This is a genomic window from Streptomyces sp. NPDC048600 (genome assembly GCF_055587025.1).
Map to the genome: position 1 here is coordinate 33,461 of NZ_JBVJGZ010000009.1, position 26,092 is coordinate 59,552.

Sequence of the window (26,092 nt, forward strand, 5' to 3'; positions counted from 1 at the left end):
CCGCTTCGGCCCCATCGCCCCTCACAGCCTCACTCCCCGTGCAGATGGACGAGGCGAGCGGAACCGTGCTGCTGCGCACCGCCGACAGCGCCTATGTCCTCAGAGTGGACCGGGCGCAGGGCACGGTCCGGCACGTCCACTGGGGAGCCCCTCTTCCCCTCGCCGACGCCGCCCTGCTGTCGGTGTGGGCCGAACACGACAACAGCTTCGCCGGACGCTGGGACGGAGTCGAGGAGTACCCGCACGACGGCGGTGCCCGCTTCGGGGTACCCGCCCTGGAGGTCCGCTTCGCCGACGGCTCCAGCCCCGTCGAGGCAACCGTCCAGGACATGGCCCTCCTCGCGGACGACCACCTGGTGATCCGCCTGCACGACCGCGTCCGGCCGCTGTCCTGGCACCTGCACTACCGTGTCCCCGCGGGCGGCGACATGATCGAGCGGTGGGCGGAGTTCACGCACACCGGCACCCGCGACGACGGTGACATCCTGCTGCTCCGCCACGCCTGCGCCCACTGGCCGATGCCCCGGCGGACGGGCTGGCGGCTCGGCGCGGTGCACGGCGGCTGGTCCGCGGAGGGCCGGCTCGAACGCTCGAGGCTGGCCGTCGGCGAGACGGTGCTGGGCAGCCGTCGCGGCCACACGTCCCACCACGCCAACCCCTGGGTGTCACTGGACCCCGGCGACGCGGGCGAGGAACACGGCGACGTCTGGACCGTCGCGCTCGCCGCGAGCGGCAGTTGGCGCATCACCGCACAGCGCACCGCCGCGGGCCAGGTCTCGGTCGCCGTCGGCGAGGGCCACGAGGGCACCGAACTGCGCCTAGCCCCGGGCCAGTCGCACCGCACGGCGATCAGCCTGGGGCTGCACACCGCCCACGGCTTCGGAGGCGCCGGCCGAGCCTTCCACCGTCACCTGCGCGAGCACGTCCTCCCGCACCCGCGTGAGCTGCGGCCCGTGCTGTACAACTCCTGGGAGGCGACCTCCTTCCAGGTGAGCGAGGACAACCAGATCGCTCTCGCGCGTCATGCCGCCGAGCTCGGCGCGGAACTCTTCGTCCTCGACGACGGCTGGTTCGGCGGCCGAGAGGACGACCGGTCGGGACTCGGCGACTGGACACCGCACCCCGGCCGCTTCCCCCGGGGGCTGCGCCCCCTCGCCGACGAAGTCCGCAGCCTGGGCATGGCGTTCGGTCTCTGGGTGGAACCCGAGATGGTCAACGCCGACAGCGACCTGTACCGCCGGCACCCCGACTGGGTCCTGCACGCACCGGACCGCACCGCCACGGAACTGCGGAACCAGCTCGTCCTCGACTTCTCGCGGCCGGAGGTCACCACGTGGGCCCTCGAGACCCTGCGCCGGCTCGTGGACGAGTCCTCGGCCGACTTCCTCAAGTGGGACTTCAACCGGTCGTTCACCGAAGCCGGAACGCGGGGGCCTGGGCCGGACGCCAGACGCGTCCATGTGGAACACGCCCGTGGGCTCTACCACGTACTGGACCAACTGCGGTCGTCCTTCCCGCAGTTGCGCATCGAGGCGTGCGCGGGCGGCGGCGGTCGCGTCGACCCCGGCATACTGCGCCGTACCGACCAGGTGTGGACTTCCGACAACACCGACGCGGTGGACCGGCTCACCATCCAGCACGGCTTCAGCCAGGTGTACCCGGCCTGTGTGATGTCGGCCTGGGTGACCGACAGTCCCAATCCGCTGACCGGCCGCGCCGTTCCCCTGCGCTTCCGCTTCCACAGCGCCATGGCCGGGGTGCTCGGGCTCGGCGGTGACCTGACGCGCTGGACCGCCTCCGAGCGCTCGGAGGCCGCCGAGCTGATCCGCGTCTACAAGGACATCCGGCCCGTCGTGCAGCACGGCCGGCAGTTCCGTCTTCTCGCGCCGGAGGAGGGGCCGCTGACCGCGGTGCAGTACGTCGCCGAGGACGGGGACCGTGTGGTCGTACTGGTGTGGCGGCCCAGCACGGGCTTCGGGCTCGAGCCGCCTCCGCTGCGGCTGCGCGGGCTGCCGCCCGAGGCGCGGTACCGCGACGAGGACACCGGCCTGGAGCGGTCCGGGGCCACGCTGACCGGCTTCGGCCTGCCGCTGCCCGCGTTGCCGCCGGGGGACTGCGCGAGCGCGCTGATCCGGCTGCGCCGCGTCGAGCCCGGCGCGGGCGCACCTGTCGGCGAGCCTTCCGCTTCGGCCGTACTCCCGGGAGGGGCGGGCTAGATGCCGGTGCCGGACACCCTCGCACGGTGCCGTGGGCCTGCCGTTCTCCGTGCCTACGGGACCGTAGGAACCTGAAGTAGGGTGGCCGTCGAAGGGAGCGTGAGCAGTGCGAGAGCGGGTCACCATGGCCGATGTTGCGCGGAAGGCCGGGGTGTCCTCCGCAACGGTCTCCTATGTGCTCTCGGGCAAGCGGCCGGTGGCCCCCGACACACGGGCGGCGGTGGAGGCCGCGATCGAGGAACTGTCCTTCACCGTCAACGCCACCGCGCGCAGTCTGCGCACCGGCCGGTCCAGCCTGGTGGCGCTGATCGTGCCGGACATCGCCAACCCCTTCTTCGCCCAGCTCGCGGGAGCCCTCCAGGAGGAACTGCGGGGCCTCGGGCTGCATGTCGTCGTGTGCAGCACCCGCGCGCGCCGGGACGAGGAGCGGGCTCTGCTGGCCGAGGCCGTCGAGCAGCGCTTCGCCGGTGTCGTGATCACCCCGTTCCGCCTCAAGCCCCGGGACTTCCAGCCGCTCGCGGACGCCGGACTGCCCGTCGTCGTCAGCGCCGACGTGTCCTTCGGCCCGATCGACCTGGTAACACCCGATGCGCGGGCGGCCACCCGGCGTGCGCTGGAGCAGGTGGCCGCGGCACAGCGACGGCGTATCGCCATGATCGCGGGTCCCCGTGACGCCACGGGCGGAGATCCCCGGCTCGAGCACCTCCGCGCCCTCGCCCTGCAGTTCGGCATGTCACTGCCGCACGAGCTGGTGGTCAGGGGTGAGCACACCCGGGAGGCTGGAGCGGCCGGCTTCGGTGAGCTGATGAGCCGCCGCTACCGTCCCGACGCGGTCTTCTGCGGCAACGACGTGATCGCCGTCGGCGCGATGGACAAGGCACACGACCTCGGGATCGACATCCCCGGCGACGTGGCCCTGATCGGTCACGACGACGCGTCCTTCGCCTCTCTGGTCCGCCCCAAGCTGACCACCATCCGGTACCCGGCGGCCGAGGTCGGCCGGGCGGCCGCCCGCCTGCTGACCGAGCGCCTCAACGGCCGCGAGGTCCACAAGACGGTGCATGTGAAGGCCGAGTTCGTGGCGCGGGCTTCCGTCTGACCCGGTGACCGAGCCGCACCCCGGCTGGAGTGCGGAGGTCCGTTGTGCCTCCGGTACGACTCGTGCCGTACCGGAGGCCCGGGTCAGGAGTTGAGTGCGCAGGGGGCCAGCTTCTCCAGGCCCTCGGGCTTCGCGGCGGCGCGGCCGATCGCGGTCTCGATGCGGTTCAGGGTGGCGACACGCTTGTCCTCGAGCGGGCCGAGGATGGCGTTCTGCACGAAGTTCGGACCACCCTGGCCGACCGTGTCGATCAGGCGCTGGTTGGCCTCCCGGACCTGGGTGTCCAGCAGTTGGAGGTTGCGCGTCACCTCCGCCTGGGCGGAGGCGGGGATCGCGGGGAGACTCGATTCGACCTCGGGGCAGGTGATGGTGCCCGCGGCGCCAGCCTCCTGACCGCCCCCGGCCTGTTGGTCCTCCCCGGCATCCTGGCCGCCACCGGGCTGCTGGCCCGCCTCGTCCTCGTCGCCCGCCGCGTCGCCCGGGGCCTCCACGGCCCCTCCCCCGGCGGCGCCGCCGGCGCCGAGCGCGCAGGGAGCCAGCCGTTCCAGGCCTTCCGGCTTGGCGGCGGCGCGGCCGATCGCGGTCTCGATGCGGTTCAGGGTGGCGACACGCTTGCTCTCGAGCGGGCCGAGGATGGCGTTCTGCACGAAGTTCGGACCACCCTGGCCGACCGTGTCGATCAGGCGCTGATTGGCCTCCCGGACCTGGGTGTCCAGCAGTTGGAGGTTCCTGGTCACCTCCGCCTGAGCCGATGCGGGGACGGCCGGGAGTCTCGACCCGACCTCGGGGCAGGTGATGGTCCCCTGGGACGCGCCGGTGTCGGCGGCCTTCTTGCCGGGGTTCTGCCCGGCGAGCGCCGACCCGGCGATGACCGCGCCGGACAGCACGACCGCTGCCGCACCGCCTATGACAGTGATCCGGCGCTTGTTGTACTTCGGAAGTGCCCTGGACATGCGGATGCCTCACTCGGTCGGGGAGGCCGGGATCACTGCCCGTGGTGGGGCGTGCCCGGACCTCTGCTTCCTGTGCTGACGAACGCGGCGCCTGCGTTCGCGGGAAGGTACGAGAAGGCGCGTCCTATTGTTCAAAGATGTTGTGAAAACACGTCGGAATTTGTTGCTTCGCTGATGGCGGCCCTGATCACGCCCTCCGCCGTCGTCGTACAGCGGGGGGCTCTACGACGGTCAGGACGAGCCTGGCTCACGTACGCGGTCGGAGTGCCGTCGTCGAGTCGGGTCCCGGCCCCAGTTCCGCCTGAATCGAGTGCCATACGCGCTCGGGCGGGGCGACAAGAAGGTCCTCCGTCGTCACGGCTCGCGCCGTACGCACGACTCGCTGCAGCTGTTCCAGCTCGCCGCGGCACTCTGCGCACCGCTCGAGGTGGTCGCCCTGCCGCTGCGTGGGGCGGGCATCGGAGCGGAGCGCGAGGTCGTTCAGCTGCTGCGCGTCCAGGTGCTCGGCCATGCTCCACCTCCACGTGTGCCGGGCGGAGTGCGGGGACGTGGGAGCGGAGAAGGCCAGGCTTGACCGGTTTCCCTTCGGCGCGCTCGCTCCCGGCGAGCGAGCGCACTGCATGTTCCGCTGCTACGCCGGTCGAGGATGCAGTTCCTGGCGCGCTACGAGAACGGCATCCGGCCATATCGATGCATGAACGATGCGAATTGCCGCACCGCATCGTTTTGGAGGACGGTCGTCTAGACGCTGTTCGACGACCCGGGAGCTGATGATGGCTACTGCTTGGCCAGTCCTGCATCTGGGGGCCGACGCCGGACACACGCCTGCGAGCGAGACCGGTACGCCCCGCGAGGAGTACGAGGACGCCGAGCTCGCCCGGCGGTTCCGTGCGGGCGAGGACCAGGCGCTCGCCCAGGCCTACCAGCAGTGGGGCGCCCTCGTGTACACGCTCGCCCGGCGGTCCCTGGGCGACACCCACGACGCCGAGGATGTCACCCAGCAGGTGTTCCTGGCCGCGTGGCGCGGCCGCGCGGGGTACCGGCCGGAGCGCGGGGCGCTGGGCGGCTGGCTCGTCGGCATCGCCCGGCACTCGATCGCGGACGCGCACGCGGCCCGGGCGCGGCGCACGGACATCGAGAACGCGTCCGCGGCCCAGCGGGAGGAGGCGGTCCGCAACTGGGGCGTCGACGAGAGCGAGGCCGCCGTCAACCGGGTACTGGTCCTCCAGAAGTTTGAGCGACTGACCTCGGTCCAGCGCCGCCTGCTGGGCATGGCCATCTACGGCGATATGACACAGGTGCAGATCGCCGAGCAGACGGGTCTGCCCCTGGGCACGGTGAAGAGTCACATCCGCAGGGCACTGCACTCGCTGCGCCGGGTGATGGATCCCCCTGCCTGAGCACACCCTCTGCAAGGAGAGCACGATGGAACCGCCCGAGACCTCCCTCCACGCGTATCTGAGCTATGTGGACGCCCCCGGCGCCATCGCCTGGCTCCAGGCCCTGGGGTTCGTCACGACGGCGCGACAGGAGCGCGAGGACGGTCATGTCGCCCATGCCGAACTCCGGCTCGGGGACGCGGTGCTGATGGTCGCCAGTTCGGACGACGCCTACACCGTGCCGCCTCTGAAGGGCATCTCGACGGGAGCCGGGGTCTATCTGGCGACCGCGGCCGTGGACGAGCTCTACGAACGTGCGCTGCGGGCCGGCGGCCAGGGCGTCATCCCGCCCGCCGACACCGAATGGGGCACCCGCCGTGCCCGTGTCCTCGACCCGGAGGGCCGCGAGTGGAGCTTCGGCAGCTACCGGCCGGGGGGCGGGGAGGGCTGAGCTCACCGGCGGGCCGTAGGGTCCCTCGCATGAAGTCGTTGATCACCGCCGTCCGTGCCGATGAGGAGACCGCGCGCTTCCTCGCCTGGCCGGGCGATTTCGACCTGGACCGCGGCGATCACGGCGAGGAGGTCCATCTGGCCTCGGGCGCCGCGCTGGAGGGATTCGCCGGTGACGGGGCCGGGGGCACCTTCTTCTTCTGCGGCGAGGGTGGCGAGGAACGGCCCGTTCTGTTCGCGGACTCCGAGGGGTGTGCGGCACTCATCGCTGTGGGTCTGCCCGAACTTCTGCGGCTCTTGCTGGTCGTCCCGTGGTGGCGTGACTGTCAGACGTTCACCGCGGAGGAAAGCCGCGAGCTCGCGGCGGAGTACATGGAGGACATGCCGGACCTCGTCGCCCGACGAGAGCGTGCCGCCGCGGCCCTCGGCCTCGCCCTTCCCACCGAAGGAGAAGCCTTGGCGCGGCTGCGGGACGTGGCGCTGGATGTGGGGAAGGACTTCGTCCTCGTCTTCACACCGGAGGGCGAGCCCTACGATCCTCTCTTCGAGATGGTGAGACCTGGGTGAGTGACATCCAGGCTCGGACGGTCTCCTGATGCGAACCGGTCGCCGTGCTCGCGGCCACCACCTCCGCATCCTCGGCGGAGCATGGCGTCCCCGCGCGGGTCAGCAGGGTGAGCGGCCACTCGGGGCCCGGCGCGGCCGGTTCCCCGTCGAACGCGGTCCAGGTCCAGGGACCGTCGAATCGCCACGCCCGGGCAGAGGCGTCGGCGACCTCGTCGCCCGGCCGGAGAAACGCGTAGGGCCGCATCAGCGGTTCGAAGGTGAAGGGCGTCCCGTCACCCGGGTGGAGGGTGCATCCCGTGTCGTCGACATGGCCCACGTCCGGAAGCCCGCGAACGGACATGCCTCGGGGCAGCACGATCACGGTCAGCCGGGGGCGCGGCAGCCAGCCCGTCTCCAGCGGAGGATCGTGACGGCCGACGTCCGTCACATGGACCACGGTCGGCGGTATGCCGACCCGGCAGCTGTCGCCCGCCTTCAGCCGCTCGGGCGGCGGGTCGGTCCGGAACAGCTCACCCTCGCGGTTGTCCACGCCGAGGGCCACGACGCCGTTCCAGTGCACGAGGTCACCGTCGGTGTCGACGGTCCACCAGGGCCATCGCACCGCCACGTGGTCCCCCGTCAGACCCCGCTCGACGCGGGTCGGTGTGAACGGGCAGGCGACCGACAGCACGTCACCGACCCGGAAGTCCCCCGCATCCGTCATAGGGCCAGCGTAGAGCGCCATCGGTGACTCCGGGCCCGCGCGATCACGGCTGCTGCCGGGCGCATCCCTGCGGCGCGTGAATCGGGAACACCACTCGTGGCCCGAGGCCGGGCAGGTCCGTCGCGGTGGTGGAGGAAGCATGGATGTGGACGAGGAAGGCCGCGCGGGGGCGGGCGTCACGACCGGTGCTCTCGCGCGCAAGCTCGGCATCTCCCCCACCACTCTGCGTTCATGGGACCGCCGCTACGGGCTGGGGCCTGCCGCGAGGGTCGAAGGGCATCACCGGCGCTGGACGGCCGAGGACGTCGCGATGGTGCAGGAGATGTGCCGGCTGACAGCGCAGGGGCTGCCCCCGGCCGAGGCGGCCCGCGCCGCGAAGACCTGGGCGGCGGAGTTCCGCACCGCCGCGCCCCGACCGGCCGCCGCCTCGCCCGGCCCGCTCCCGGAGCCGCCCACACCGTCGCCGGGCCCCGACCCGCCCTCGGCGGACGTCCCGCCCCTCACGGACTGGCGGCGCCGATGCAGAGGACTGGCCCGGGCGGCAGTTCGCATGGACGCCGAGGCCGTGCACGAACAGATCACGGCGGCCATCGAGTCGTACGGCCTGGTCACCGCCTGGGAGGAGGTGCTCACCCCGACCCTGCGGTCCGTAGGCCGCAAATGGGAGTCCTCCGAGGACCGGTACGTGGAGGTGGAGCACCTGCTGTCCTGGCAGGTGTCCGCCGCCCTGCGGTCCGCCTACGCCCGCGGCGTCGCGCTGAACAGAACCGGGGACGGGCGTCCGGTTCTCCTGGCATGCCTGCCGAGCGAACAGCACACCCTCCCGCTGGAGGCGCTCACCGCCGCGCTCGCGGAACGAGGCCAGCGCGTGCTGATGCTCGGCGGTTCGGTACCGGTCGAGTCCCTGGAGGCGACCGTACGGCGGACCGCTCCCGCCGCCGTGGCCCTGTGGTCACAGTCCCGCGGCACCGCCGACCTTCCGCTCTGCCGTCACCTCATGTCCATCCGCTGGGGTATCCACGGCGCCCGAACCCGCAGTCACGTGCTGTTGTGCGGCCCGGGCTGGGGCCGGCACTGGGATCCAGGACTGCTGCGACCGCGCGGTCTGGGCGAGGCGGTCCGCATCCTGCTCGCCGCGAGCCGGCTCGGCGACGACGCACCTCTCCCGGCCGAGGGCTACGCACCGCGGTCCGCGTGAACTGAGGGCCGGACGCGTCACATTGCGGCGGAATCCGGCCCCACCACAGTTGCCGCGTACTCCCCCGCCAGCGCCTTTGCCATGTCCGTCACCGAGTACCGGGTTGCCACCGTCTGCTGCCCGGCTCGAGCGAGGCGTGTGCGCCGGTGCTCCGGGAGGGACGCGAGCCGGTGCAGACCGCGTGCGAGGCCGGACGCGGTCGAGGTGTCCAGCAGGATGCCGTTCACTCCGTCGCGCAGGTAGTGCGTGACTCCCCCGCGCAGCGGGCCCGCCGCCGGCAGTCCCGCCTCCATCGCTTCCAGTACGGCGATCCCGAACTCCTCCTTGGCGCTCGGGCACACGTACCAGGCGGGAACTCCGTCCTGGGGGTCGGCCAGGGCTCGCTCGAGGCGACGCACCTCGTCGTTGGGCAGCGCGGACAGCATCGCCAGGCGGCGCGCCGCCGCGTCCTGTCCGGCCAGCAGCGAGTCGAGCGCGTCGCGCATCTGCCGCTCGGGCGCCGTGGAAAGTCCGCTGCTGCCGCCCACCACGACCAGTGTGGTCAGCCGCCACAGGCCTGTGGCGAGCCAGGTGCGTACGAGCAGATCCTGCTGTTTGACGGGGTGGAGCCGGCCGACGCACAGCAGCAGCGGCAGGGCGCGGTCGGCGGGGGCGAGAGCGTCGGGGCGGCCGCCGTCGGCGAAGAGGTCGTCGAGCATCCGCTGCCGCAGTGACGGTTCGTCGGCCGCCGGCACGTAGGGGGCGATTCCCTCGGGTGGGGCAGCGGGTCCCGTGGGGCCGTAACGGTCGGCCAGCACCGGGAAATGGCGTAGCAGATCCCGGCTGCCGGGGTGTCCGGGGATGCCGATCACGGTGTCGGCGCGGGCCACCAGACGGTCGGCGCAGAAGACGTGGTGGAGGTCGGCGCGCAGCGACTCGGCACGCTGGGGGTCGTGGGCGTCGGCGTGCTTCCCGACGAGGGTGCGGTGGGGATCGGGGGCCGCGGTGAAGAGCAGCCGCGCTCCCGTGCGGGCGGCGGCGTGCGCGAGGGCCAGGCTGTCGTCGTCCGCGTACCGCACATGCAGGACGTCGGGGCTTCGCGGCAGGGATCGCAGCAGGCGGACGGCCCACCAGGTGAGCGCGGGGTGATGCCCGGGCCGCGCGTGCTGCCGCGGTGTCCCGGGGGTGTCGACCGGCAGGCGCAGCACCCAGTGACCGGGGGCGCGCTGCCGCAGGAGTCGGGGGTCGCGCGCCAGGTCGCCGGGGCCCGCGGTCACCACGGTCACCACGCCGGCGATGCCGTCGACGCGGGCGAGCCGGTCGCCGAGTCCGCCCAGCAGCACGGACAGCCCTCCGCTCGGCCCTTGTCCCGGCGTGTCCAGGTCGCCCTGGAGCATGGTCTGCGCGACGAGGATCCCGGTCGCGGGCCAGTACTCCTCGGTGAGGGTGTCGGGAGGGGCGAGGAGCAGTCGTTCGTACGGGTCCGACGCGGTGTCGAGGGCGGGGAGCAGGACTGCGCCGTCGGGGAGTTGGTGCAGGTAGCGCCAGAGGGCGTGGCGGGCGGTCCGGCCGGTTCGTGCCGCGAGTCCCGCCGCCTCGGCCGCGGACAGCGGACTGAGATCCGTCGCCTGGGCGCAGTCCAGCAGGAACGCGGTGCGTGCGGCGTCGGGAGCGCCGTGCAGGAGCGCTCGGCGCAGGGTCTCCTCGGCGTAGCGCGCGCCGTGACGGCGTACGGTGCCGGGCCACATCTCGGTCAGGACCGCGCCGAGCCTGCTCCCGCCGCCCGCGTGCGCGAGGAGCGCTTCGGGGGTGAGCAGTACGGCGAGGCGGCAGGCCCGGCGCAGTGAGGCGACGGCCCTGTCCTCCCGTCCGAGCCCGGGTTCCGCGTCGGGCTGCACCGCGCGGGGCCCGATTCCGTACTCGGCCTCCAGCAGCATCGCCAGGTCGCCGGTGGGACGGTGGTGCCGTGCGGCGCCCGGAGTGTCCGTGTGCCGGTACCGGAAGAAGGAGTGCCGCGCGGCGACGAGCGGGTCCGGATCCGCGTGGGACGGCGTCGTCGGCACGGTGTCCCACGAGGGCGCTGAAGAGGCGGACACATGGTCTCCTTCGTGCGGGAACGGACGACACCTTCGTGCGGGCTCGAACGACGCGTTCGTGCAGGAGCGGACGACACTGTGTCTTCGCCGGGGAGGCGTCGACCGGATGCAGCCGTGTCCGCCAGGGTGTGTCGACGGCGCACCGGGCCGGACCCACCGCATCCGAGGAGGGTCGCCGTGGCGAAGGGGGGTTGTGCCACGCGTTGTGATCATCAGCCCTCCGTTCCTCTCCCACGCCGGGCCCCTGTCCGTACTGGCGGCCGCGCTGCGGGACCGTGGGGCGGACGTGCACTTCGCGTGCACGGAGGCGTTCGAGCCCCTCGCCAACCGGGCCGGTGTCCGTTTCGTACCGCTGAGCGTGAGCCGCAACCAGAACACCGGGGTGGCCGAAGGCACCCGGCAGGAGGCCGCGGAGGCGGCCCGGCTGACGGAGTTCCTCGAGGCCACCCGGCTCGGCGCGATCCCCACCCTGATCACGCAGGCCCGCCATCGCCGGGCGGACATGCTGGCCGACCCGGACACCGTGTTCGAGGATCTGCGGTCCCTGGACGAACGGTTGCGCCCCGACTGGTACGTCGTCGACCAGCTCAGTTACGCGGCCACGTTGGCCCTGCACTGCCTGGGGCTGCGGTACGCGACGTTCTGCCCGGGGCATCCGACCTATGTCCTCGCGGGTCCGGACAGCTGGTTCGGTGTCCCGTACGACTGGCCCGGCGCCCTGCGGCCGGACGCGGGGCGACTCGCCCAACTCCTCGGCGTGGCGCGGGAGAACGACCGCGCCTTCACCGCGCGGTTCGACGCTTTCGCACGGGGCAGGGCACCGAACACGCCCGGTCCGGGGCGGGCGTTCGCGCTGACGTCGCCGCACACGGTCCTGTACGCGTACCCGCGCCTGCCGTGGCTGCCCGGGCCGCCCACGGGTCCGGACCATGTCCACGCGGGACACATGGTAGGTCCGGCGCAGCCCTTGGAAGACGACTGGTCGCAGCTGCTTCGGCGGCTGAGGAACCGGGCCCGCCGGGTCGTGCTGGTGGCCCTCGGCACGTTTCTCTCGGCTCGCGACGACGTGCTGCGGACCGTCGTGTCCGGGGTGCTCGAGGGCACCGACAGCACGGGCGTCGTCGTGGCGGCGGGGCAGCGGACGGCTGCCCTGGCGGACCTCGCGGGTGACCGTGTCGTCGTCGCGCCGTCCGTGCCGCAGCAGTCCCTGCTCCCGCATGTGGACGCGATGGTCCATCACGGCGGCGCCAACTCCTTCACCGAGTGTCTGCGCTTCGGGGTCCCCGCGCTGATCCTTCCGTTCTCCAGCGACCAGTTCGCCGTCGCGTACGACGGCGAACGCGCCGGCGTGGCGCTCGTACGGGACCCCAACACCCTGTCGCCTCTCGACGTACCGGCGGCGCTGGACGCTCTGCTCGTCGCCGGCCGCCCCCGCATGGGGCGGTGGACGCGCGAACTCGCCAGGCGCGGGCCGGACTTCGCGGCGGCACGGCTGCTCGCCACCATGGGCGAAGCGGTCCGCGCCCGCTGAACGGCCGGTGGTCCGGTGCCGCCGGCCGGGCGGGCGCGGAGCGCTGGTTCCGCGCGCTCAGTCCCGCGCGGAGGTGATCGCCGGTGTCGAGGCGCCCGGCGCCAAGTCGGCCTGGCGGGCCCGGCGACGCGCGGCGAGGGACTCCCGGGCGGCTTCGCGGGGGTGGCGGCGGCGCCAGTAGGGGTTGTCGTGGGGCAGCTTGCTCGACACCCGGCCGTACATGCCGAAGCAGGCGATGAGCAGGCCCATGAGGAAGCTGAACATGACGTTGGTCATGCCGAAGTCCAGGATGTTGGCGGAGCGGTCCAGGGCGAAGAGGTGGAAGAAGCCGCTGATCATGAACAGCGTCCCGACGGTCATGTTGAGCGTCGACGCGAAGTTGCCGCCGACCACGGCGCCCGCGATCAGCACCAGGCCGACGACGACCGAGACGAGGCTGAGCAGCCCGTTGGTCGTCATGCCCGCCACCTGTGTGCCGTCCGTGCTGAAGGGGCTGAGCCGGTCGGCGAAGCCGAGGCAGCCGAACACCAGCAGGACGACTCCGCACAGGCCGGCGCCGTAGCGGTACACCTGGGCGAGCCGGTGGTCGACGGGAAGTTCCTCGCTGAGCCTCATGGGCCTGTCCTCTCCCACGCTCGGGGGATCCGCGGCGGTGCGGATCACGTGTGCCTTTCGCCCTTGTTTCTCCCCATACCTGCGAAACGGTTGCACCCGTTCCGGTCCAGGGTTCCGCTCAGCGTTCCGCCCGTGCCGCGAGCCGTCGCAGCAGGGCGTTGCGTCCGCGGTCCGGCACGGTCCACAGGGTCTGGCCGCGCACCCCCCATCGCTCCAGCAGGGCGTTGGCGGCCAGGAATCCGGTCGTCGCCGCGCGTTCCATCAGCGCCACGGGCAGATCGGTGCGCACCAGGTCGCCCGCCACGACGAGGCCGGGGTGCGAGGTGCGGGTGGCGGGGCGGTCGGCGTGGCCGCCCACCGGGAACATCGGGCAGTCCTCGCGCCATTCGTGGCGCACGTCGACGACCGTGGCGGCACGGGTCTCCGGGTAGACGTGCCGCAGCTGCTCGACGAGGCGTTTCTCCTCGACGTCACGGGATGCCGCGGAAGGTACGGCGTACGCGTGGAGCTCCACGACGGATCCGCCGGTGCGTGCCGCCCAGCGGGCCGACTCGTCCTCCCAGCGGTCCAGCACGCTGATGTTGTCGAGGCCGCCGAACCCGCTGGTGCCGAGAAAGCCCGGCCGGTCCGGGGCGACGGGCCGGTCCAGCCACAGCCGGGTGACCAGGAAGGACGGAGCGGTGCCCAGACGGGCCACCCGCTCGCGCCACGGTGTGTCCCCGATGCCCTCCGAGCGGGCCACCAGGTCGCGCAGCCCGGCGGTGTCGAGGGCCAGGACGACGGCGTCGTACCACCGCTCGTCACGGTCGCAGGCCACCTGGAAGCCGCCGCCCCGCGCGGGAGCCATGTGCTCGACGGCCGTCCCGGTGCGGACGTCGGCGTCGTGCCGCCGCAGATATCCCACCAGCGGTTCCCACAGCGCGTCCGGGAACGGTGAGCGGGGCACGTCGAAGAGCAGGCCCTCGGCCGAACCGAGGAAGTAGATGTGGAACATCAGCGCCATCTCCGCCGCCGACAGCTCCCTCGGGTCGGCGAAGAAACTCCGGGAGAACACCTCGAACGCGAGATGACGGGCTCGCCCGGGGAAGCCGACCAGGTCGAGGAAGTCGTACGCGCTGACGCCGTCGAGACGCTCGTACACCTCGGGTACGCGGACGTCGAGCAGAGGAAGGGCCGCGACCGGGTCCATGGCCGGCAGGTCGCGCAGCCGGAAGGAACGGCTGAGCGCGACGAAGCCGACGGCGCTCCAGGGCGGGGTGCGCGGGACGTGCCGGAAGCTGTCGCGCAGACCGTCGGCGTGCAGCAGCGGGTAGTCGGGCAGCGCGGTCAGCCGGGCCAGAGCGGGATCGGTGCGGCGCAGCAGGCCCCGCAGGTTGTAGTACTGGCGGAAGAAGGCGTGGAAGCCGCGGCTCATCGTCACCGTGCTGCCGTCCCGCAGCCGCGTGGGCCAGCCGCCCACCCGGCCCCCGACGTACGGCTCGCGCTCGTACAGGGTCACGGACACGCCGCGTTCGGCCAGCGCGGTGGCAGCGGCCAGCCCGGCGATACCGCCGCCGACCACGGCGACGGTGGGCCGGCCGTCCGCGTAAGGAGCGCCCGGGTGCGCCGGAAGTGTGCGGGCGCGCCGGTCCCGGCCCCGGCGGGCGGGGGCGCTCACCGGCGCGCCTCCTGCCGCTGGACGCGGGCGGTCATCGGCGGTTCTCCTGCCACTCGCGGGCGGTCATCGGCGGTTCTCCTGCCTGCGGGCGACGAAGGTGTGCGTGATGCCGGTCTGCCAGCCCGGCAGGGGCAGTGCGCGCACCTGGTCGAACCCTGCGGCGCCGATGCGGTCACGGAACCGGTCGGCCGTGTCGAACTCGACGACGCTGCGCCACAGATGCCGGTACAGCGGGCCGTCGCCGAGGAGTGTGGCGGCGGGCTGGACGATGCCCCGGCACACCAGCGTCCACACCGCCCGGTCGGTGCGGCGGCCGCTCAGGGTGTACTCGTGCACCCCGAGCCGTCCGCCCGGGCGCAGCAGGTCGCGCACCGCGGCGAGGACGGTGTGGGGGTCGGAGACGTTGCGGAAGAGGTAGGCGGCGAAGACCGCGTCGAACGGTCCTGTCACGCCCGCCTCCGTGAGCCGTTCGGCGGGCGCGTGCACGAAGTTCACCTCCCGCGCCCAGGGTTTCGCCGCGGCCCGGGCGAGCATGCCGGCGGAGGCGTCGACGGCGGTGATCGCGGCCGCCGGGTAGACGGAGCGCAGGGCGGCCGTCGAGGCGCCGGTGCCGCAGCCGAGGTCCAGCAGCCGCAGTCCCTCCCCGTGTCCGGGCAGCCCCAGGCGGCGCGCCGAGCGCCGCAGATGGGAGTGGTAGCCGGGGTTGGCCGCGACCAGCGTGTCGTAGCTGCGGGACGCGTGGTCGAAAGCGGCGGCGAGGTCCTCGTCGCGCAGCAGCGTCATTCGATCTCCAAGGTGGGCGTAGCGGGCGGGCGGGTCAGTCGAAGGGGCGGCGGGGCAGGCCGGGCAGCTCGGCGGCGCTGCGCAGCATCGGGCCGACGGGAGTGTGCAGGCCGATCGACAGGTCCTCGAGCAGGCTGGTGCGCCCGTCGAGGAAGCACAGCAGCCGCCGCATGGGGACACGGGCGAACAGGCGGGAGAACAGGGCGGGTCCGTCGACCCGGCCGCTGTCCAGGGCGCGCAGCAGTACGGCGTCCATGGCACGGGCGCGCGCGGAGTGGGCGGCCGGCGGCACCGGCGTACGGCCCTGCCGCAGGGCGGCTGCGACCGCCCGGGTCTGGCGCTGAAGACCGGCGAACGTGTAGCCGGTGGAGGGTCGGGTGGCGCCGCCCGCGGCACCGATCCTGAAGACGGAGGCGCCGACCCGGCGCGGTATGGGGGCGTCGGTCATCGGGATCACGCCGGTCTCGGTGGCGACGATCTCGGTGTCGCCGAGGCGCAGTACGTCGTCGACGTAGTGGCGCACCGCCTCGTCGTAGCTGTTCGCCGTGCGCAGGCGTGGTGAGAACTCCGTGTACTCCACGAGGGCTTCGTGCCTGCCGGTGGGCAGGACGTAGCCGAAGGACAGCCCGTCGGCGGGCTGGGGGGTACGGAAGTCCATCAGGTCGGCGGTCGCGACGTCGAAGACGGGGCGCGAGGTGCGCACGAACCAGCCGTGGAAGTGCTGGAGCAGCGTGGTCCGGGCGGCGGGGAGGCTGCCGAGGGGCCGCGAGTCGAACACCCAGCGCGCGTCCAGGGTCGCCCTGCGGCCGTCGGGCAGGAACATCCGCACGCGGGCCCCGCCGGGTGTCTCGTCCACCGACCGCACGATCGCCTCCACGCGCCGCACGTTGGGGCTGCGCTCGAGGTCGTGGCCGATCAGTGTCTCGAAGTCGTCGGAGCGGATCATCTTGTACCGCAGCGGGGCGATGCCGTCCTCGATCGGCGGGCCGGCCGGGGGACGTACGCGAAGGCGCCGCCAGTCCTTGCGCACCGCGGCGTCGAAGGGGCCGCTCCCTGGCTCCCAGAAGCACCAGGTGCGGGGCGGCGGTCGCAGCGGGCCCGCGGGGGCGTTCACCAGGACCACGGTCGGCGTCCGGGTGCCCGTGACGTGCCCGCTCAGGCGGTGGGCCAGGGACAGCCCGGCGGCACCCGCCCCGACGACTGCCACGTCCGCCTCGATCACGTCCGCTCCTTCCGGTTCCGCGAGTCTGTACGCGCAGGGGTACCCGTGTCTGTACGCGCAGGGTTCCGCGTGTCAGTGCGCGCGCTGGGTGGTGTTCCCGTCGGGGGGCGTCGGCGGATGCAGCTTGCGAGGGGTGGGGCGGGCGGGGTCTACCTGCTCGCACAGCCGTCCGGGCGCGGCGGGGCCCGTTCACCAGGCACCCGCCATTCGCCGCACCCGCCATTCGCCGCATCCGTCCGAGCCGTATCCGTCGAATGCATCACCACGACGAGCGATCCACCCCACGACGAGAGGAACCGGGATGCGCGCCATTCAGGCGAAGGACCACAGTGCGGCCGCGGGGCCGCCTGTTCCGCGCCTGGTCCCTCTGTCGGGGTCCTCCCGGCGCGGGCGGCCGGCTCCGAAGGACACCGACGGGACCTGCGGGGACGTCGGCGCGGCCGCACCCGCCTTCGACGTGACGTCCGTGGACGCGGACGTGCCCGCCGCGGTCGGCCGGGTGCTCGACGGGATACTCGCCGACCGGCTGGCCCGGGCGGGCGCCACGGACAGGCTGTTCGCACGGGAACTGGCCGAGCGGGTCGGGCGCTTCACGCAGGAGGGCGGCAAGCGCACCCGCTCGCAACTGGTGTGGTGGTCGATGCGGGCCTGCGGCGGTAACGAGGAGCATTCGGCCGACGCGGCGCTGCGGATCGGGGCGGCACTGGAGCTGCTCCAGACCTGCGCCCTGGTCCACGACGACGTGATGGACGGCTCGGCGATGCGGCGCGGCCGTCCGTCGCTGCACACCGAGCTGGGCGGCCGCTACGCGGGATCCGCCTCGCCCGAGCGTGTCGCCCGGTTCGGGGAGGCGGCCGCGGTGCTCGCCGGGGACCTGGCGCTGGCCTGGGCGGACGACGCGGTGGCCGAGACCGTGCTCGGTCCGTGGACGGCGACGGTGGTGCGCCGGCTGTGGAGCGACATGCGCATGGAGATGGTGGCGGGCCAGTACCTCGAACTGGCGGGCCAGATCACCGCCGCTCGCTCGCTGCCCCGCGCACTGCGCTCCGCCTGTCTCAAGAGCGCGCTGTACTCGGTCGAGCGGCCTCTGGCGCTGGGGGCGGCCGTGGCGGGCGCGGACGCCGTCACCTTGGAGGCGCTGTGCTCGGCCGGGCGCTGCGCGGGGATGGCGTTCCAACTGCGCGACGACCTGAACGACGTCTTCGGCGACCCGCGTCGCACCGGCAAGGCCGTCGGCGGGGACATCCGCGAGGGCAAGCCGACCTACCTCGTCGCCGTCGCCGTGGCACGCGCCGAAGCGGCCCGCGACCGTCGCTCCCTGGCCGTGCTGGAGGGGGCCCTGGGCGATGACGGTCTGACCGCGGCGGGCCTGGACGACGTACGGGACGTTCTCGTGCATACGGGGGCCCGGGCCGCGGTCGAGTCCAAGATCGACCGGCTGACCGCGCAGGGGCTGCGGCATTTCGACCGTGCCCTGCCCGCCACGGACGCGGCGGGGCGACTGCGCGCGCTGCTGGGCACGGCGGGTTCCGCTCGGTCCGCCGATGTGGCGTCCGTCAGCCCTCACATGGCTGCCCCGGGTGTGCCGGAGGTCCGGCGATGAGCCGCGTCCTGCCCGGCCGCACCGACCATGTCGTGGTCGTCGGTGCGGGGCTCGCCGGCCTGTCCGCGGCCCTGCATCTGCTCGGTGCCGGACGGCGGGTGACCGTCGTCGAGCGCGACGCGCTGCCGGGCGGCCGGGCCGGCCGGATCGAGCGCGGCGGCTACCGGATCGACACCGGGCCCACGGTGCTGACCATGCCCGACCTCGCCGACGAGGCCTTCTCCGCCGTCGGCGACAGTCTGTACCGGCGGGTCGAGCTGCTGCCGCTGCACCCGGCCTACCGGGCCTGTTTCGCCGACGGGAGCGCCCTGGACGTGCACACCGACGGCGACCGTATGGCCGCGGAGGTGGAGCGGTTCGCCGGAGCCCGTGAGGCGGCGGGCTACCTGCGGCTGCGGGAGTGGCTGGAGCGGCTGTACCGGGTGCAGATGCGGCACTTCATCGACGCCAACTTCGACTCGCCCCTGGATCTGCTGACCGGCGATCTCGCCCGTCTGGTGGCGCTCGGCGGCTTCGGCCGGCTCGACCGCCGCATCGGCCGGTTCCTGCGGGACGAACGGCTGCAGCGTGTGTTCTCCTTCCAGGCGCTCTACGCCGGGGTACCGCCGTCGCGGGCCCTGGCCGCATACGCGGTGATCGCCTACATGGACACGGTCGCCGGTGTGCACTTCCCGCGCGGCGGCGTGCACGCCCTGCCACGGGCCATGGCGGACGCGGCGGCCGACGCGGGAGCCACCCTGCGGTTCGGGCAGGAGGTGACACGGCTGGAGCGGTCGGGCGAACGGATCACCGCCGTGGTCACCGCGCAGGAGCGCATCCCCTGCGACGCGGTCGTGCTCACTCCCGACCTGCCCGTCACCTACGGACTCCTCGGCCGCAGGCCGCGCCGCCCGGTACGGCTGCGGCACTCGCCGTCGGCGGTCGTCCTGCACGCAGGCACGTCCCGGACCTGGCCGCAACTCGCCCACCACACCATCTCGTTCGGCGCCGCCTGGCGGACGACGTTCGACGAACTCACCCGCGACGGACGGCTGATGAGCGATCCCTCCCTCCTCATCACCCGCCCCACGACCACCGACCCCTCGCTCGCCCCGCCGGGCCGCCATCTGCACTACGTCCTCGCCCCCTGCCCCAACACCGAGATCGGGCCCGGCAGTTCCGCCTGGCAGGACCTCGGACCGCGCTACCGGGACGGACTGCTGCGCGAGTTGGAGGCACGCGGACTCGACGGTTTCGAGGCCTCCGTCGAGGAGGAGTTCCTCGTCACCCCGGCCGACTGGCACGGCCAGGGCCACGCGGCGGGAACGCCGTTCTCGGCGGCGCACACCCTCGCGCAGACCGGGCCGTTCCGGCCGCGCAACCTGGTCCGGAGCACCGAGAACGCCGTACTCGCCGGCTGCGGCACCACGCCCGGTGTCGGAGTGCCGACCGCGCTGGTCTCCGGGAAGCTCGCGGCGGCCCGCGTCACCGGCGGCACCCGGCGCCGCCCGTCGCGCGCCGGCGCGACCGCCACCGCCGAGGCCCCAGCGAAGGAGAAGGCCGTATGACCGAGCGTGAACTCGACGCGGCGGGCATCACCGACCCGGTGCTGCGGTCGGCGTACCTGCGCTGCCGTGCCCTCAATCGCGCGCACGGCAGGACCTACTTCCTGGCCACTCGGCTGCTGCCCGCCGACCGCCGGCCGGCCGTGCACGCGCTGTACGGGTTCGCACGGTGGGCCGACGACATCGTCGACTCCCTCGACCCCTGCCTCGACAACGGCCGGCGGGCCACGGAACTGAGCGCGCTCCAGCAGCGGCTGGACGAGGGACTGCGGGGCGGCGTCACCGACGAACCCGTGGTGCTCGCCCTCGCCGACACGGCACGCCGCTACGCCATCGACCACACGCATTTCCACGACTTCATGACCGCGATGAGGTCGGATCTGGAGGTGACCGACTACCCCACCTACGCCGACCTGCGCGGCTACATGCACGGCTCGGCCGCGGTGATCGGGCTCCAGATGCTCCCGGTCCTCGGCACGGTCGTGCCCCGCGAGGAGGCCGCCCCGTACGCGGCGTCCCTCGGTGTGGCCTTCCAGCTCACCAACTTCCTGCGGGACACGGGCGAGGACCTCGACCGCGGCCGGGTGTACCTGCCCGCCGATCTGCTCGCCGCGCACGGCGTCGACCGCCCGCTGCTGCGCTGGTGCCGGGACACGGGCCGCCACGACCGGCGGGTCACCGCCGCGCTGCGCGCGTTCGAGGCGCTGACACGCGGCGTCTACCAGCAGGCCCAGCCGGGCATCGCGATGCTCGATCCGGTCGCCCGGCCCTGCATCCGTACGGCGTTCGTGCTCTACGGAGGCATCCTCGACGCCGTCGCCCGGGACGGCTACTCGGCGCTGCACCGCCGTGCGGTGGTGCCGCGTGCCGACCGTGCCGTGGTGGCGGCGGACGGGCTCGCCCGGGTGGTCGCCGCGCGGCTGCGTCACCGCTACCGGCCGCGGACCGCGGACGACTCACCGTCATCGCGTCCTGACCGGCACGTCTCCGAGGAGGCCGCGTGAACCCCCGGCGCCGCGACCGGCGCGTTCCTCTGTCCCTGCGCCACCGCCCCGTCCCCTGGCACCGGCAGGAGCCCACCTGGCGGGAGGCCAGGCCCGCGGTGATCGCGCGAGCCCTGAAACAGGCACAGGCCCGGCCGTCGGGGAACTGGTACGTCGTCGGCGCCTCCGAGGCGCTGCGCCGCGACCGGCCGCTGGCGCTGGACGTGGCCGGCCGGGAGGTCGTCGTCTGGCGCGGCCGCGACGGCCGGCCCCTCGCCGGTCCCGGCATCTGCCCGCACCTCGGGGCGCCGCTGGCCGACAGCCCCGTCCGCTGCGGCACCCTCGTGTGCCACTGGCACGGACTGGCCCTGGACGGGGAGCCGTTCGCGGGCTGGCAGCCGCTGCCGGCCTTCGACGACGGGGTCCTGGTCTGGGTACGGCTGGACGAGGCCGGCGGGGAACCGGCCCTGGACGCACCCGTCGTACCGGAGCGCCCGGCCGCCGCGGCAGGGCTGACGGCCGTCTACACGGGCTTCGGGACCTGCGAGCCCGAGGACGTGGTGGCCAACCGCCTCGATCCCTGGCACGGGGCGTGGTTCCACCCGTACTCGTTCGTCGATCTGACCGTGGTCGGCTCGCCGGACGCGTCCGACGACCGTTTCACCGTCGATGTCTCGTTCAAGGTCGCGGGGCGGCTGGTGGTCCCGGTCCGGGCGGTGTTCACCGCGCCCGAGCCGCGCACGGTCGTCATGCGCATCACCGAAGGGGAGGGCGTGGGCACCGTGGTGGAGACCCACGCCACTCCCCTGGGCTGCGACGAGCGGGGCCGTCCGCGCACGGCCGTCGTCGAGGCCGTGGTGGCGACCTCGGGCCGGCGGGGCTTCGCCCTCGCCCGCCGGGCCGCACCGCTCATGCGTCCGCTGATGCGCACCGCGGCCGGCCGGCTGTGGCGCGACGACCTCGCCTACGCCGAACGCCGCTGGCAGCTGCGTTCCACGGGCCGCTTCCCGGGCTGAGGGGCCCTGCCCCCGCGTGCCCGCCGCCGAAGCGCGAGTGGCGTGGGTCTCGCACAGACGCCCACGCCACTTCCCTGCGCCCCGGCGGACGGGGCCCTGAGCCGCTTCCCCGTTCGAGGGGCCTACCGGCGGCTGAGGGCGCCCGGCCACCAGGCGGTGCGGCCGATGTCGCGCACGAGCGCGGGGACCAGCAGTGAGCGCACCACCAGGGTGTCCAGCAGTACGCCGAAGGCCACGATGAACGCGATCTGCGCCAGGAAGGCCAGCGGGATGACGCCGAGGGCGGCGAAGGTCGCGGCGAGAACGACACCCGCCGAGGTGATCACCCCGCCGGTCGCGACGAGCCCGCGGCGCACGCCTTCCCGGGTGCCGTGCCCGAGCGCCTCCTCGCGCACCCGGGACATCAGGAAGATGTTGTAGTCGACGCCCAGCGCCACGAGGAAGACGAATCCGTAGAGGGGGACGGAGGAGTCGGTGCCGCTGAAGCCGAAGACGTTCTCGAACACCAGGGCCGAAACGCCGAGGGTGGCCGCGAAGTTGAGCGCGACGGTGGCGACGAGGAGCACGGGCAGCAGGAGCGAGCGGAGCAGTCCGACGAGGATCACGAGGATGATCGCGAGGACGACCGGCACGATGAGGTTGCGGTCGCGCTCGGCGGTGCGCTGGGTGTCGTACTGCTGGGCGGTGTACCCGCCGACCATGACGTCCGCGTCCGGAACCTTGTGCAGTGCCGTCCGCAGGCGGGCGACGGTGTCCTTGGCGGCGTCCGAGTCCGCGGCGTCGGCGAGGGTCACGTCGATCCTGACCCGTCCGTCGGCGACGAGCGCCTCACCCGTCCCGGGACGCCCTGAGACGGTGACGACGTCGGCGGAGTCGACCCCGCGGACCGTCTCGGCGGCCGACCGCACTCCGGCGGCCGACGCGGCGTCGGTGATGACGACGGCCGGGTTTCCGGCACCGCCGGGGAAGTGCCGGCCGAGGGTCGCCTGGGCCGCCACGGACGGGGCGTCGTTCACGAAGATCTCGTCGAGCGGGACGCCCTTGGACTCCAGGGTCGGCCAGAACACGGCGCAGGCGAGCAGGCCCGCGAGGGTAGCGGCCCACACCTTCCGGGGCGCCCGGTCGACGACGTCGGCGACACGGCGCCACACCGGGTGCCCCTCGTCCCGCGTGGGCTTGACCTTGGCCGGCCAGTAGGCGGCGCGGCCGAAGAGGAGCAGGACCGCGGGCAGGAAGGTCAGGGCGCTCAGCACGGCGCAGACGATGCCGATCGCACCGACCGGTCCGAGTGCGCGGTTGTTCGTCAGGTCGCTGAACAGCAGCGCCAGCAGGCCGAGGGCGACGGTGGCGGCGCTGGCCGTGACCGGTCCCACGGACTGGCGCAGCGCGGCACGCATGGCGGCGACACGGTCGCCCTCGCGGGCACCCAGTTCCTCACGGAACCGGGCCGCGAGCAGCAGGGCGTAGTCGGTGGCGGCACCGATCACCAGGATGGAGAGGATGCCCTGCACCTGTCCGTCGACGCGGACGATGTCGTGGTCGGCGAGCAGATAGACCACCGCGCAGGCGAGACCGAGCGAGAACACCGCGCCGATGATGATCACCAGCGGGAGCAGCAGGCTGCGGTACACCAGCAGCAGGATCAGCAGCACCGTGACCAGGGCGACGCCGAGCAGGAGGCCGTCGATGCCGGCGAACGCGTCGGCGAGGTCGGCCTGGGTGGCGGCGGGACCGGCGAGCTGCACGGTCGTCCCCGGTACGGCCGCGGCCGCCTTCTCCACGGCCTCCAGCGTCGTGGGCAGCTCTTCACCGAGGTCGGGGCGGAGTTGGACGACTCCCTGGAGCGCCTCCTGGTCGTCCGAGGCGATCGCCGGGGACGGGGTCGCGAGCACTCCCGGCTCCCCCTTCAGACCGGTGAGGGCCTGGGTGGCATCGGCCTGCTCCCCGGGCCCGAGCCTGCCGCCGTCGGCCGCCGTCCAGATGATCACCGCGGGCAGGGACTCCGCCTGGCGGAAGGCCTCCTGGGCCTCTATCACCTGGGTCGACTCGGCGCTGCGCGGCAGGAACGCGGCCTGGTCGTTGGTCGAGACCTCGCCGAGCTTGCCCGCGTAGGGGCCGAGGCCACCGCCGATGGCCAGCCAGGCGACGACGACGAGCAGCGGCAGCAGTCGGCCGGCCCATCGCAGGGGTCGGGACATGAGAACTCCATGGGGGCAGGGATATCTCTTGGCGATGAACAATCTCACCGAAGAGTAATCTCAATGATTGAGAAAGATTGAAGCATGTGACTGCACTTTCCCGGGGAGGGGGGGCGGCGGATGCACCCGCGTCCGCATCGATTCCGGCAACGGCATCGGGCCGGGTCGGTCACGCGGTACGCGCGACTCGCCGAGCCCGGTGACCGGTCAGCAGATGTGAGGGGACACGCCGTCAACCGGCGTACGGCCCGCGGACCAGGCTGTCGCCCGAGTGGTCCGGGCGGCCGTTGTAGGGCTGAACCGACACATCTACCACCGAGTACTCGTCGAGGTCGATGTTGTCGGGCACCGGCAGGGTGGCGTGGCCGTCGGCGCCGAGCACTCCCATCGACACCAGCTTGGTGTGGGTGCGGTCCATGAGCCAGACCTCGAAGTAGCCGGAGGTCCGCGGAAGGCCCTTGACCGTGACGTCGAGCGTGCGGTGCCCCGGGTCGTCGCTGAGGCGGGCGTAGCCGGCGGACTCGTCCTGGAGCGAGTCGAGTTGGCGGCCGTCGGCGGAGGAAGCGCCGGCGGAGGTGCGCATCGCCCACCAGGTGACGCCGCTCCCGGCGGCGGCACCGAGCAGCGCGGCGCAGGCGGCGACGGCGACGCCGAAACGGGCCAGGCGGCGATTCCCGCGCCGCGGTCGCCCGTCGGCCGTGCCGGAACCGGCGGAACGCGGCCGCTCGCGCCCGGCCGCCCGAATGCCGTGGTCGCCCGCCTCGGCCTTTCCCCCACCGGCGCTCTGCTCCAGCCCGAGCTCGTCGGCGATGGAGTCCCACAGGTCGGCGGGCGGGGAGGTCAGTTCGTGCTCGTGGATCGCGGGTGTCCTGAGGGTCGAGACCACACGCGTCAGTGCCGCCAGTTCCCGCGCGCAGTGCGCGCAGTGCCGCACATGGTCCTTCGCCGAGGGGGACGAGTCCTCCCCGAGCGCCATCAGGGCGAGTGTCTCCTCATCAAGGTGCTCCATCGTCCACCTCCAACCGGTTCCTGAGGCGTATCAGTCCACGCCGCGTGCAGCTCTTGACGGTGCCGAGCGGAAGCCCGGTGCGTTCGGCGATCTGACTCTGGGTGAGGTCTTCGAAGAAGGCCAACGTCAAGACAGTCTGTTGCTGTTCGGGAAGTCTCTCAAGCTCCTCCACCAGGAGAATGTGATCTACGACCGCGTCGGAGGGAGGAGTCCGGTGCGAGACCTCGGGCACGGCCGCGGCGGCCGCCTCCAGGTCCCTGGCGTGCCTCGAGCGCCGGGTCAGCGCGTCGGCCACCTTGTGGTGGGTGATCCCGAGGATCCAGGTCTTCAGGGCACCACGCCGCGAGTCGTAGCCCGCCCGGCCGCGCCAGGCGTCGACGAACACCTGCTGGGTGACGTCCTTGGCCTCCTCCGGATCTCCGACGCGCCGCAGGACGACCGTGAAGACGAGTGCGCCCCAGCGCCGGTACGCCTCGTTGAGGCACGCCTCGTCACCCGCGGTGAACCCGTCGCCGAGCTCGTCGTCGGGGACAGCCGTCACGCGGGCCACGGTGGCGGCCAGCACCTTGGCACCGCCCCACATCGCCCTCACGTTCTTGCTTCCACGGCCGTGACGACGAGGTTCTGCTGGTACCCGCCGGAGTCGGGGAGGTAGGCACCCGTGCAGGTGATGAGGGTGAGGACCGCCGGTCCCTCCCGCCGGAACGCACCGGACCCGGCCAGCGCGCTCTTGTCGATCGCGCGGCGGGCGGTGACGCGGTACTCGACCGTGCTGCCGTCGGCGCGCTCCACCAGAACCTGATCACCCGAGCGGACGTCGTTCAGGGCCACGAGGACGCCCAGCCCGCGGCCGTCGGAGTCGACATGACCGACCAGCACCGCGGAACCCTGCTTCGAGCCCGGCGGCGGAGAGAAGCGGTACCAGCCGACCCGTCGGGGATCGTCGGGAACTTCGACCTGTCCGTCGTCGGACACGGCGACGGGATCGATGGGCGCCGTCACGCCGAGGCGTGCGAGCGTCAGCGTCCGCGGCCCTGCGACCTGCGCCGGGACGGCGGGCGATCGCCCGGGCCCGCCGACCGACGCGACCGTGCGGGGTGTGGACGGCAGTGACCGGCTGTCGGCGCCGGCCCGCGCGGGGCCGAAGTCGGCCGGTCCGCTCACCGTCTGCCGGGATGTGTCCCGCACCAGCCACACGGTCGAGAGGGTGAGCCCCGCGACCGCGACGGCGAGTGCGGCGAGGAGACCCCGGCGAGACGACTTCATGATCATGCAGCGTCTTCTCTTCGCT

At 73.1% G+C, this 26,092-nt stretch carries 23 protein-coding genes; 11 read left to right on the forward strand and 12 right to left on the reverse strand.

The annotated features are described in order from the left end of the window. The first annotated feature begins 44 nt into the window (after positions 1 to 44). Both ACZ6SQ_RS14710 and ACZ6SQ_RS14715 read left to right on the forward strand, forming a co-directional pair. Positions 45 to 2,216 carry an alpha-galactosidase gene (locus tag ACZ6SQ_RS14710; RefSeq protein ID WP_469561658.1) on the forward strand — a complete coding sequence of 724 codons (2,172 nt, stop codon included), beginning with the start codon at positions 45 to 47 and terminating at the stop codon, positions 2,214 to 2,216. A 106-nt stretch (positions 2,217 to 2,322) separates the two neighbouring features. After that, a complete protein-coding gene (locus tag ACZ6SQ_RS14715; RefSeq protein ID WP_389325233.1) occupies positions 2,323 to 3,315 on the forward strand; it encodes a LacI family DNA-binding transcriptional regulator in 993 nt (330 codons plus the stop codon). 83 nt (positions 3,316 to 3,398) lie between these two features. On the opposite strand, the gene ACZ6SQ_RS14720 is transcribed toward ACZ6SQ_RS14715, so the two are convergent. After that, a complete protein-coding gene (locus ACZ6SQ_RS14720) occupies positions 3,399 to 4,268 on the reverse strand; it encodes a hypothetical protein (RefSeq protein ID WP_469561092.1) in 870 nt (289 codons plus the stop codon). Positions 4,269 to 4,515: 247 nt separating this feature from the next. Beyond that, positions 4,516 to 4,779, reverse strand: coding sequence for a hypothetical protein (locus ACZ6SQ_RS14725; protein ID WP_469561095.1), 264 nt, complete (start codon positions 4,777 to 4,779; stop codon positions 4,516 to 4,518). 259 nt (positions 4,780 to 5,038) lie between these two features. Between ACZ6SQ_RS14725 and ACZ6SQ_RS14730 the strand changes: the two genes are divergently transcribed. Genes ACZ6SQ_RS14730 through ACZ6SQ_RS14740 form a run of 3 tightly spaced genes read left to right on the forward strand, consistent with a single transcriptional unit; the run spans position 5,039 to position 6,664 of the window. Continuing rightward, positions 5,039 to 5,668 (forward strand): RNA polymerase sigma factor, encoded by a 630-nt coding sequence (locus tag ACZ6SQ_RS14730; RefSeq protein ID WP_469561098.1) that lies wholly within the window; start codon positions 5,039 to 5,041, stop codon positions 5,666 to 5,668. 25 nt (positions 5,669 to 5,693) lie between these two features. Next, positions 5,694 to 6,098, forward strand: coding sequence for a VOC family protein (locus ACZ6SQ_RS14735; RefSeq protein ID WP_469561101.1), 405 nt, complete (start codon positions 5,694 to 5,696; stop codon positions 6,096 to 6,098). Between the two features lie 29 nt (positions 6,099 to 6,127). Then, positions 6,128 to 6,664, forward strand: coding sequence for a hypothetical protein (locus tag ACZ6SQ_RS14740; protein WP_469561104.1), 537 nt, complete (start codon positions 6,128 to 6,130; stop codon positions 6,662 to 6,664). Here the strand turns inward: ACZ6SQ_RS14740 and ACZ6SQ_RS14745 are convergent. Beyond that, positions 6,609 to 7,367 (reverse strand): hypothetical protein, encoded by a 759-nt coding sequence (locus ACZ6SQ_RS14745; protein WP_469561107.1) that lies wholly within the window; start codon positions 7,365 to 7,367, stop codon positions 6,609 to 6,611. The two genes, ACZ6SQ_RS14740 and ACZ6SQ_RS14745, sit on opposite strands and share 56 nt — an antisense overlap. Before the next feature lie 139 nt (positions 7,368 to 7,506). Here ACZ6SQ_RS14745 and ACZ6SQ_RS14750 point away from each other — a divergent pair, with 139 nt between their 5' ends. Continuing rightward, the gene (locus tag ACZ6SQ_RS14750) at positions 7,507 to 8,565 is read left to right on the forward strand and encodes a MerR family transcriptional regulator (RefSeq protein ID WP_469561110.1); all 1,059 of its coding nucleotides are present in this window, start codon (positions 7,507 to 7,509) and stop codon (positions 8,563 to 8,565) included. 17 nt (positions 8,566 to 8,582) lie between these two features. Here ACZ6SQ_RS14750 and ACZ6SQ_RS14755 read toward each other — a convergent pair whose 3' ends face one another. Beyond that, on the reverse strand, positions 8,583 to 10,640 hold the full coding sequence (locus ACZ6SQ_RS14755; RefSeq protein ID WP_469561113.1) for a glycosyltransferase family 4 protein: 2,058 nt from the start codon (positions 10,638 to 10,640) through the stop codon (positions 8,583 to 8,585). A 193-nt stretch (positions 10,641 to 10,833) separates the two neighbouring features. On the opposite strand from ACZ6SQ_RS14755, the gene ACZ6SQ_RS14760 reads away from it, so the two are divergent. Further along, on the forward strand, positions 10,834 to 12,171 hold the full coding sequence (locus tag ACZ6SQ_RS14760) for a glycosyltransferase (protein WP_469561116.1): 1,338 nt from the start codon (positions 10,834 to 10,836) through the stop codon (positions 12,169 to 12,171). Between the two features lie 57 nt (positions 12,172 to 12,228). Here the strand turns inward: ACZ6SQ_RS14760 and ACZ6SQ_RS14765 are convergent, their stop codons facing one another. The 4 genes from ACZ6SQ_RS14765 to ACZ6SQ_RS14780 form a co-directional block, all read right to left on the reverse strand. Beyond that, on the reverse strand, positions 12,229 to 12,786 hold the full coding sequence (locus ACZ6SQ_RS14765; RefSeq protein ID WP_469561119.1) for a DUF4383 domain-containing protein: 558 nt from the start codon (positions 12,784 to 12,786) through the stop codon (positions 12,229 to 12,231). A 118-nt stretch (positions 12,787 to 12,904) separates the two neighbouring features. Further along, positions 12,905 to 14,443, reverse strand: coding sequence for an FAD-dependent oxidoreductase (locus tag ACZ6SQ_RS14770; RefSeq protein ID WP_469561121.1), 1,539 nt, complete (start codon positions 14,441 to 14,443; stop codon positions 12,905 to 12,907). Between the two features lie 63 nt (positions 14,444 to 14,506). After that, positions 14,507 to 15,226 carry a class I SAM-dependent methyltransferase gene (locus ACZ6SQ_RS14775; RefSeq protein WP_389325266.1) on the reverse strand — a complete coding sequence of 240 codons (720 nt, stop codon included), beginning with the start codon at positions 15,224 to 15,226 and terminating at the stop codon, positions 14,507 to 14,509. A 34-nt stretch (positions 15,227 to 15,260) separates the two neighbouring features. Further along, a complete protein-coding gene (locus ACZ6SQ_RS14780; protein ID WP_469561124.1) occupies positions 15,261 to 16,448 on the reverse strand; it encodes a lycopene cyclase family protein in 1,188 nt (395 codons plus the stop codon). Positions 16,449 to 16,749: 301 nt separating this feature from the next. Between ACZ6SQ_RS14780 and ACZ6SQ_RS14785 the strand changes: the two genes are divergently transcribed. From ACZ6SQ_RS14785 to ACZ6SQ_RS14800, 4 genes are read left to right on the forward strand one after another with little or no spacing between them, the layout of a single operon-like run. Continuing rightward, positions 16,750 to 18,051, forward strand: coding sequence for a polyprenyl synthetase family protein (locus ACZ6SQ_RS14785; RefSeq protein WP_469561127.1), 1,302 nt, complete (start codon positions 16,750 to 16,752; stop codon positions 18,049 to 18,051). Continuing rightward, a complete protein-coding gene (locus tag ACZ6SQ_RS14790) occupies positions 18,048 to 19,598 on the forward strand; it encodes a phytoene desaturase (protein ID WP_469561130.1) in 1,551 nt (516 codons plus the stop codon). Before ACZ6SQ_RS14785 ends, ACZ6SQ_RS14790 begins: the two co-directional genes overlap by 4 nt. Further along, positions 19,595 to 20,599 carry a phytoene/squalene synthase family protein gene (locus tag ACZ6SQ_RS14795; protein WP_469561132.1) on the forward strand — a complete coding sequence of 335 codons (1,005 nt, stop codon included), beginning with the start codon at positions 19,595 to 19,597 and terminating at the stop codon, positions 20,597 to 20,599. The genes ACZ6SQ_RS14790 and ACZ6SQ_RS14795 overlap by 4 nt, the downstream gene beginning before the upstream one ends. Further along, positions 20,596 to 21,594 (forward strand): DUF5914 domain-containing protein, encoded by a 999-nt coding sequence (locus ACZ6SQ_RS14800; protein ID WP_469561135.1) that lies wholly within the window; start codon positions 20,596 to 20,598, stop codon positions 21,592 to 21,594. Before ACZ6SQ_RS14795 ends, ACZ6SQ_RS14800 begins: the two co-directional genes overlap by 4 nt. A 122-nt stretch (positions 21,595 to 21,716) precedes the next feature. Here ACZ6SQ_RS14800 and ACZ6SQ_RS14805 read toward each other — a convergent pair whose 3' ends face one another. The 4 genes from ACZ6SQ_RS14805 to ACZ6SQ_RS14820 all read right to left on the reverse strand — a co-directional run bounded on the left by ACZ6SQ_RS14805 (position 21,717) and on the right by ACZ6SQ_RS14820 (position 26,067). Further along, positions 21,717 to 23,792 (reverse strand): MMPL family transporter, encoded by a 2,076-nt coding sequence (locus ACZ6SQ_RS14805; RefSeq protein ID WP_469561138.1) that lies wholly within the window; start codon positions 23,790 to 23,792, stop codon positions 21,717 to 21,719. Positions 23,793 to 24,024: 232 nt separating this feature from the next. Continuing rightward, positions 24,025 to 24,801, reverse strand: coding sequence for an anti-sigma factor (locus tag ACZ6SQ_RS14810; protein WP_469561141.1), 777 nt, complete (start codon positions 24,799 to 24,801; stop codon positions 24,025 to 24,027). Next, entirely contained in the window at positions 24,788 to 25,366 is a 579-nt protein-coding gene (locus ACZ6SQ_RS14815) for a sigma-70 family RNA polymerase sigma factor (protein ID WP_469561143.1), read from the reverse strand. The genes ACZ6SQ_RS14810 and ACZ6SQ_RS14815 overlap by 14 nt, the downstream gene beginning before the upstream one ends. A gap of 23 nt (positions 25,367 to 25,389) precedes the next feature. After that, the gene (locus tag ACZ6SQ_RS14820; protein ID WP_469561146.1) at positions 25,390 to 26,067 is read right to left on the reverse strand and encodes a class F sortase; all 678 of its coding nucleotides are present in this window, start codon (positions 26,065 to 26,067) and stop codon (positions 25,390 to 25,392) included. Positions 26,068 to 26,092: the final 25 nt, after the last annotated feature.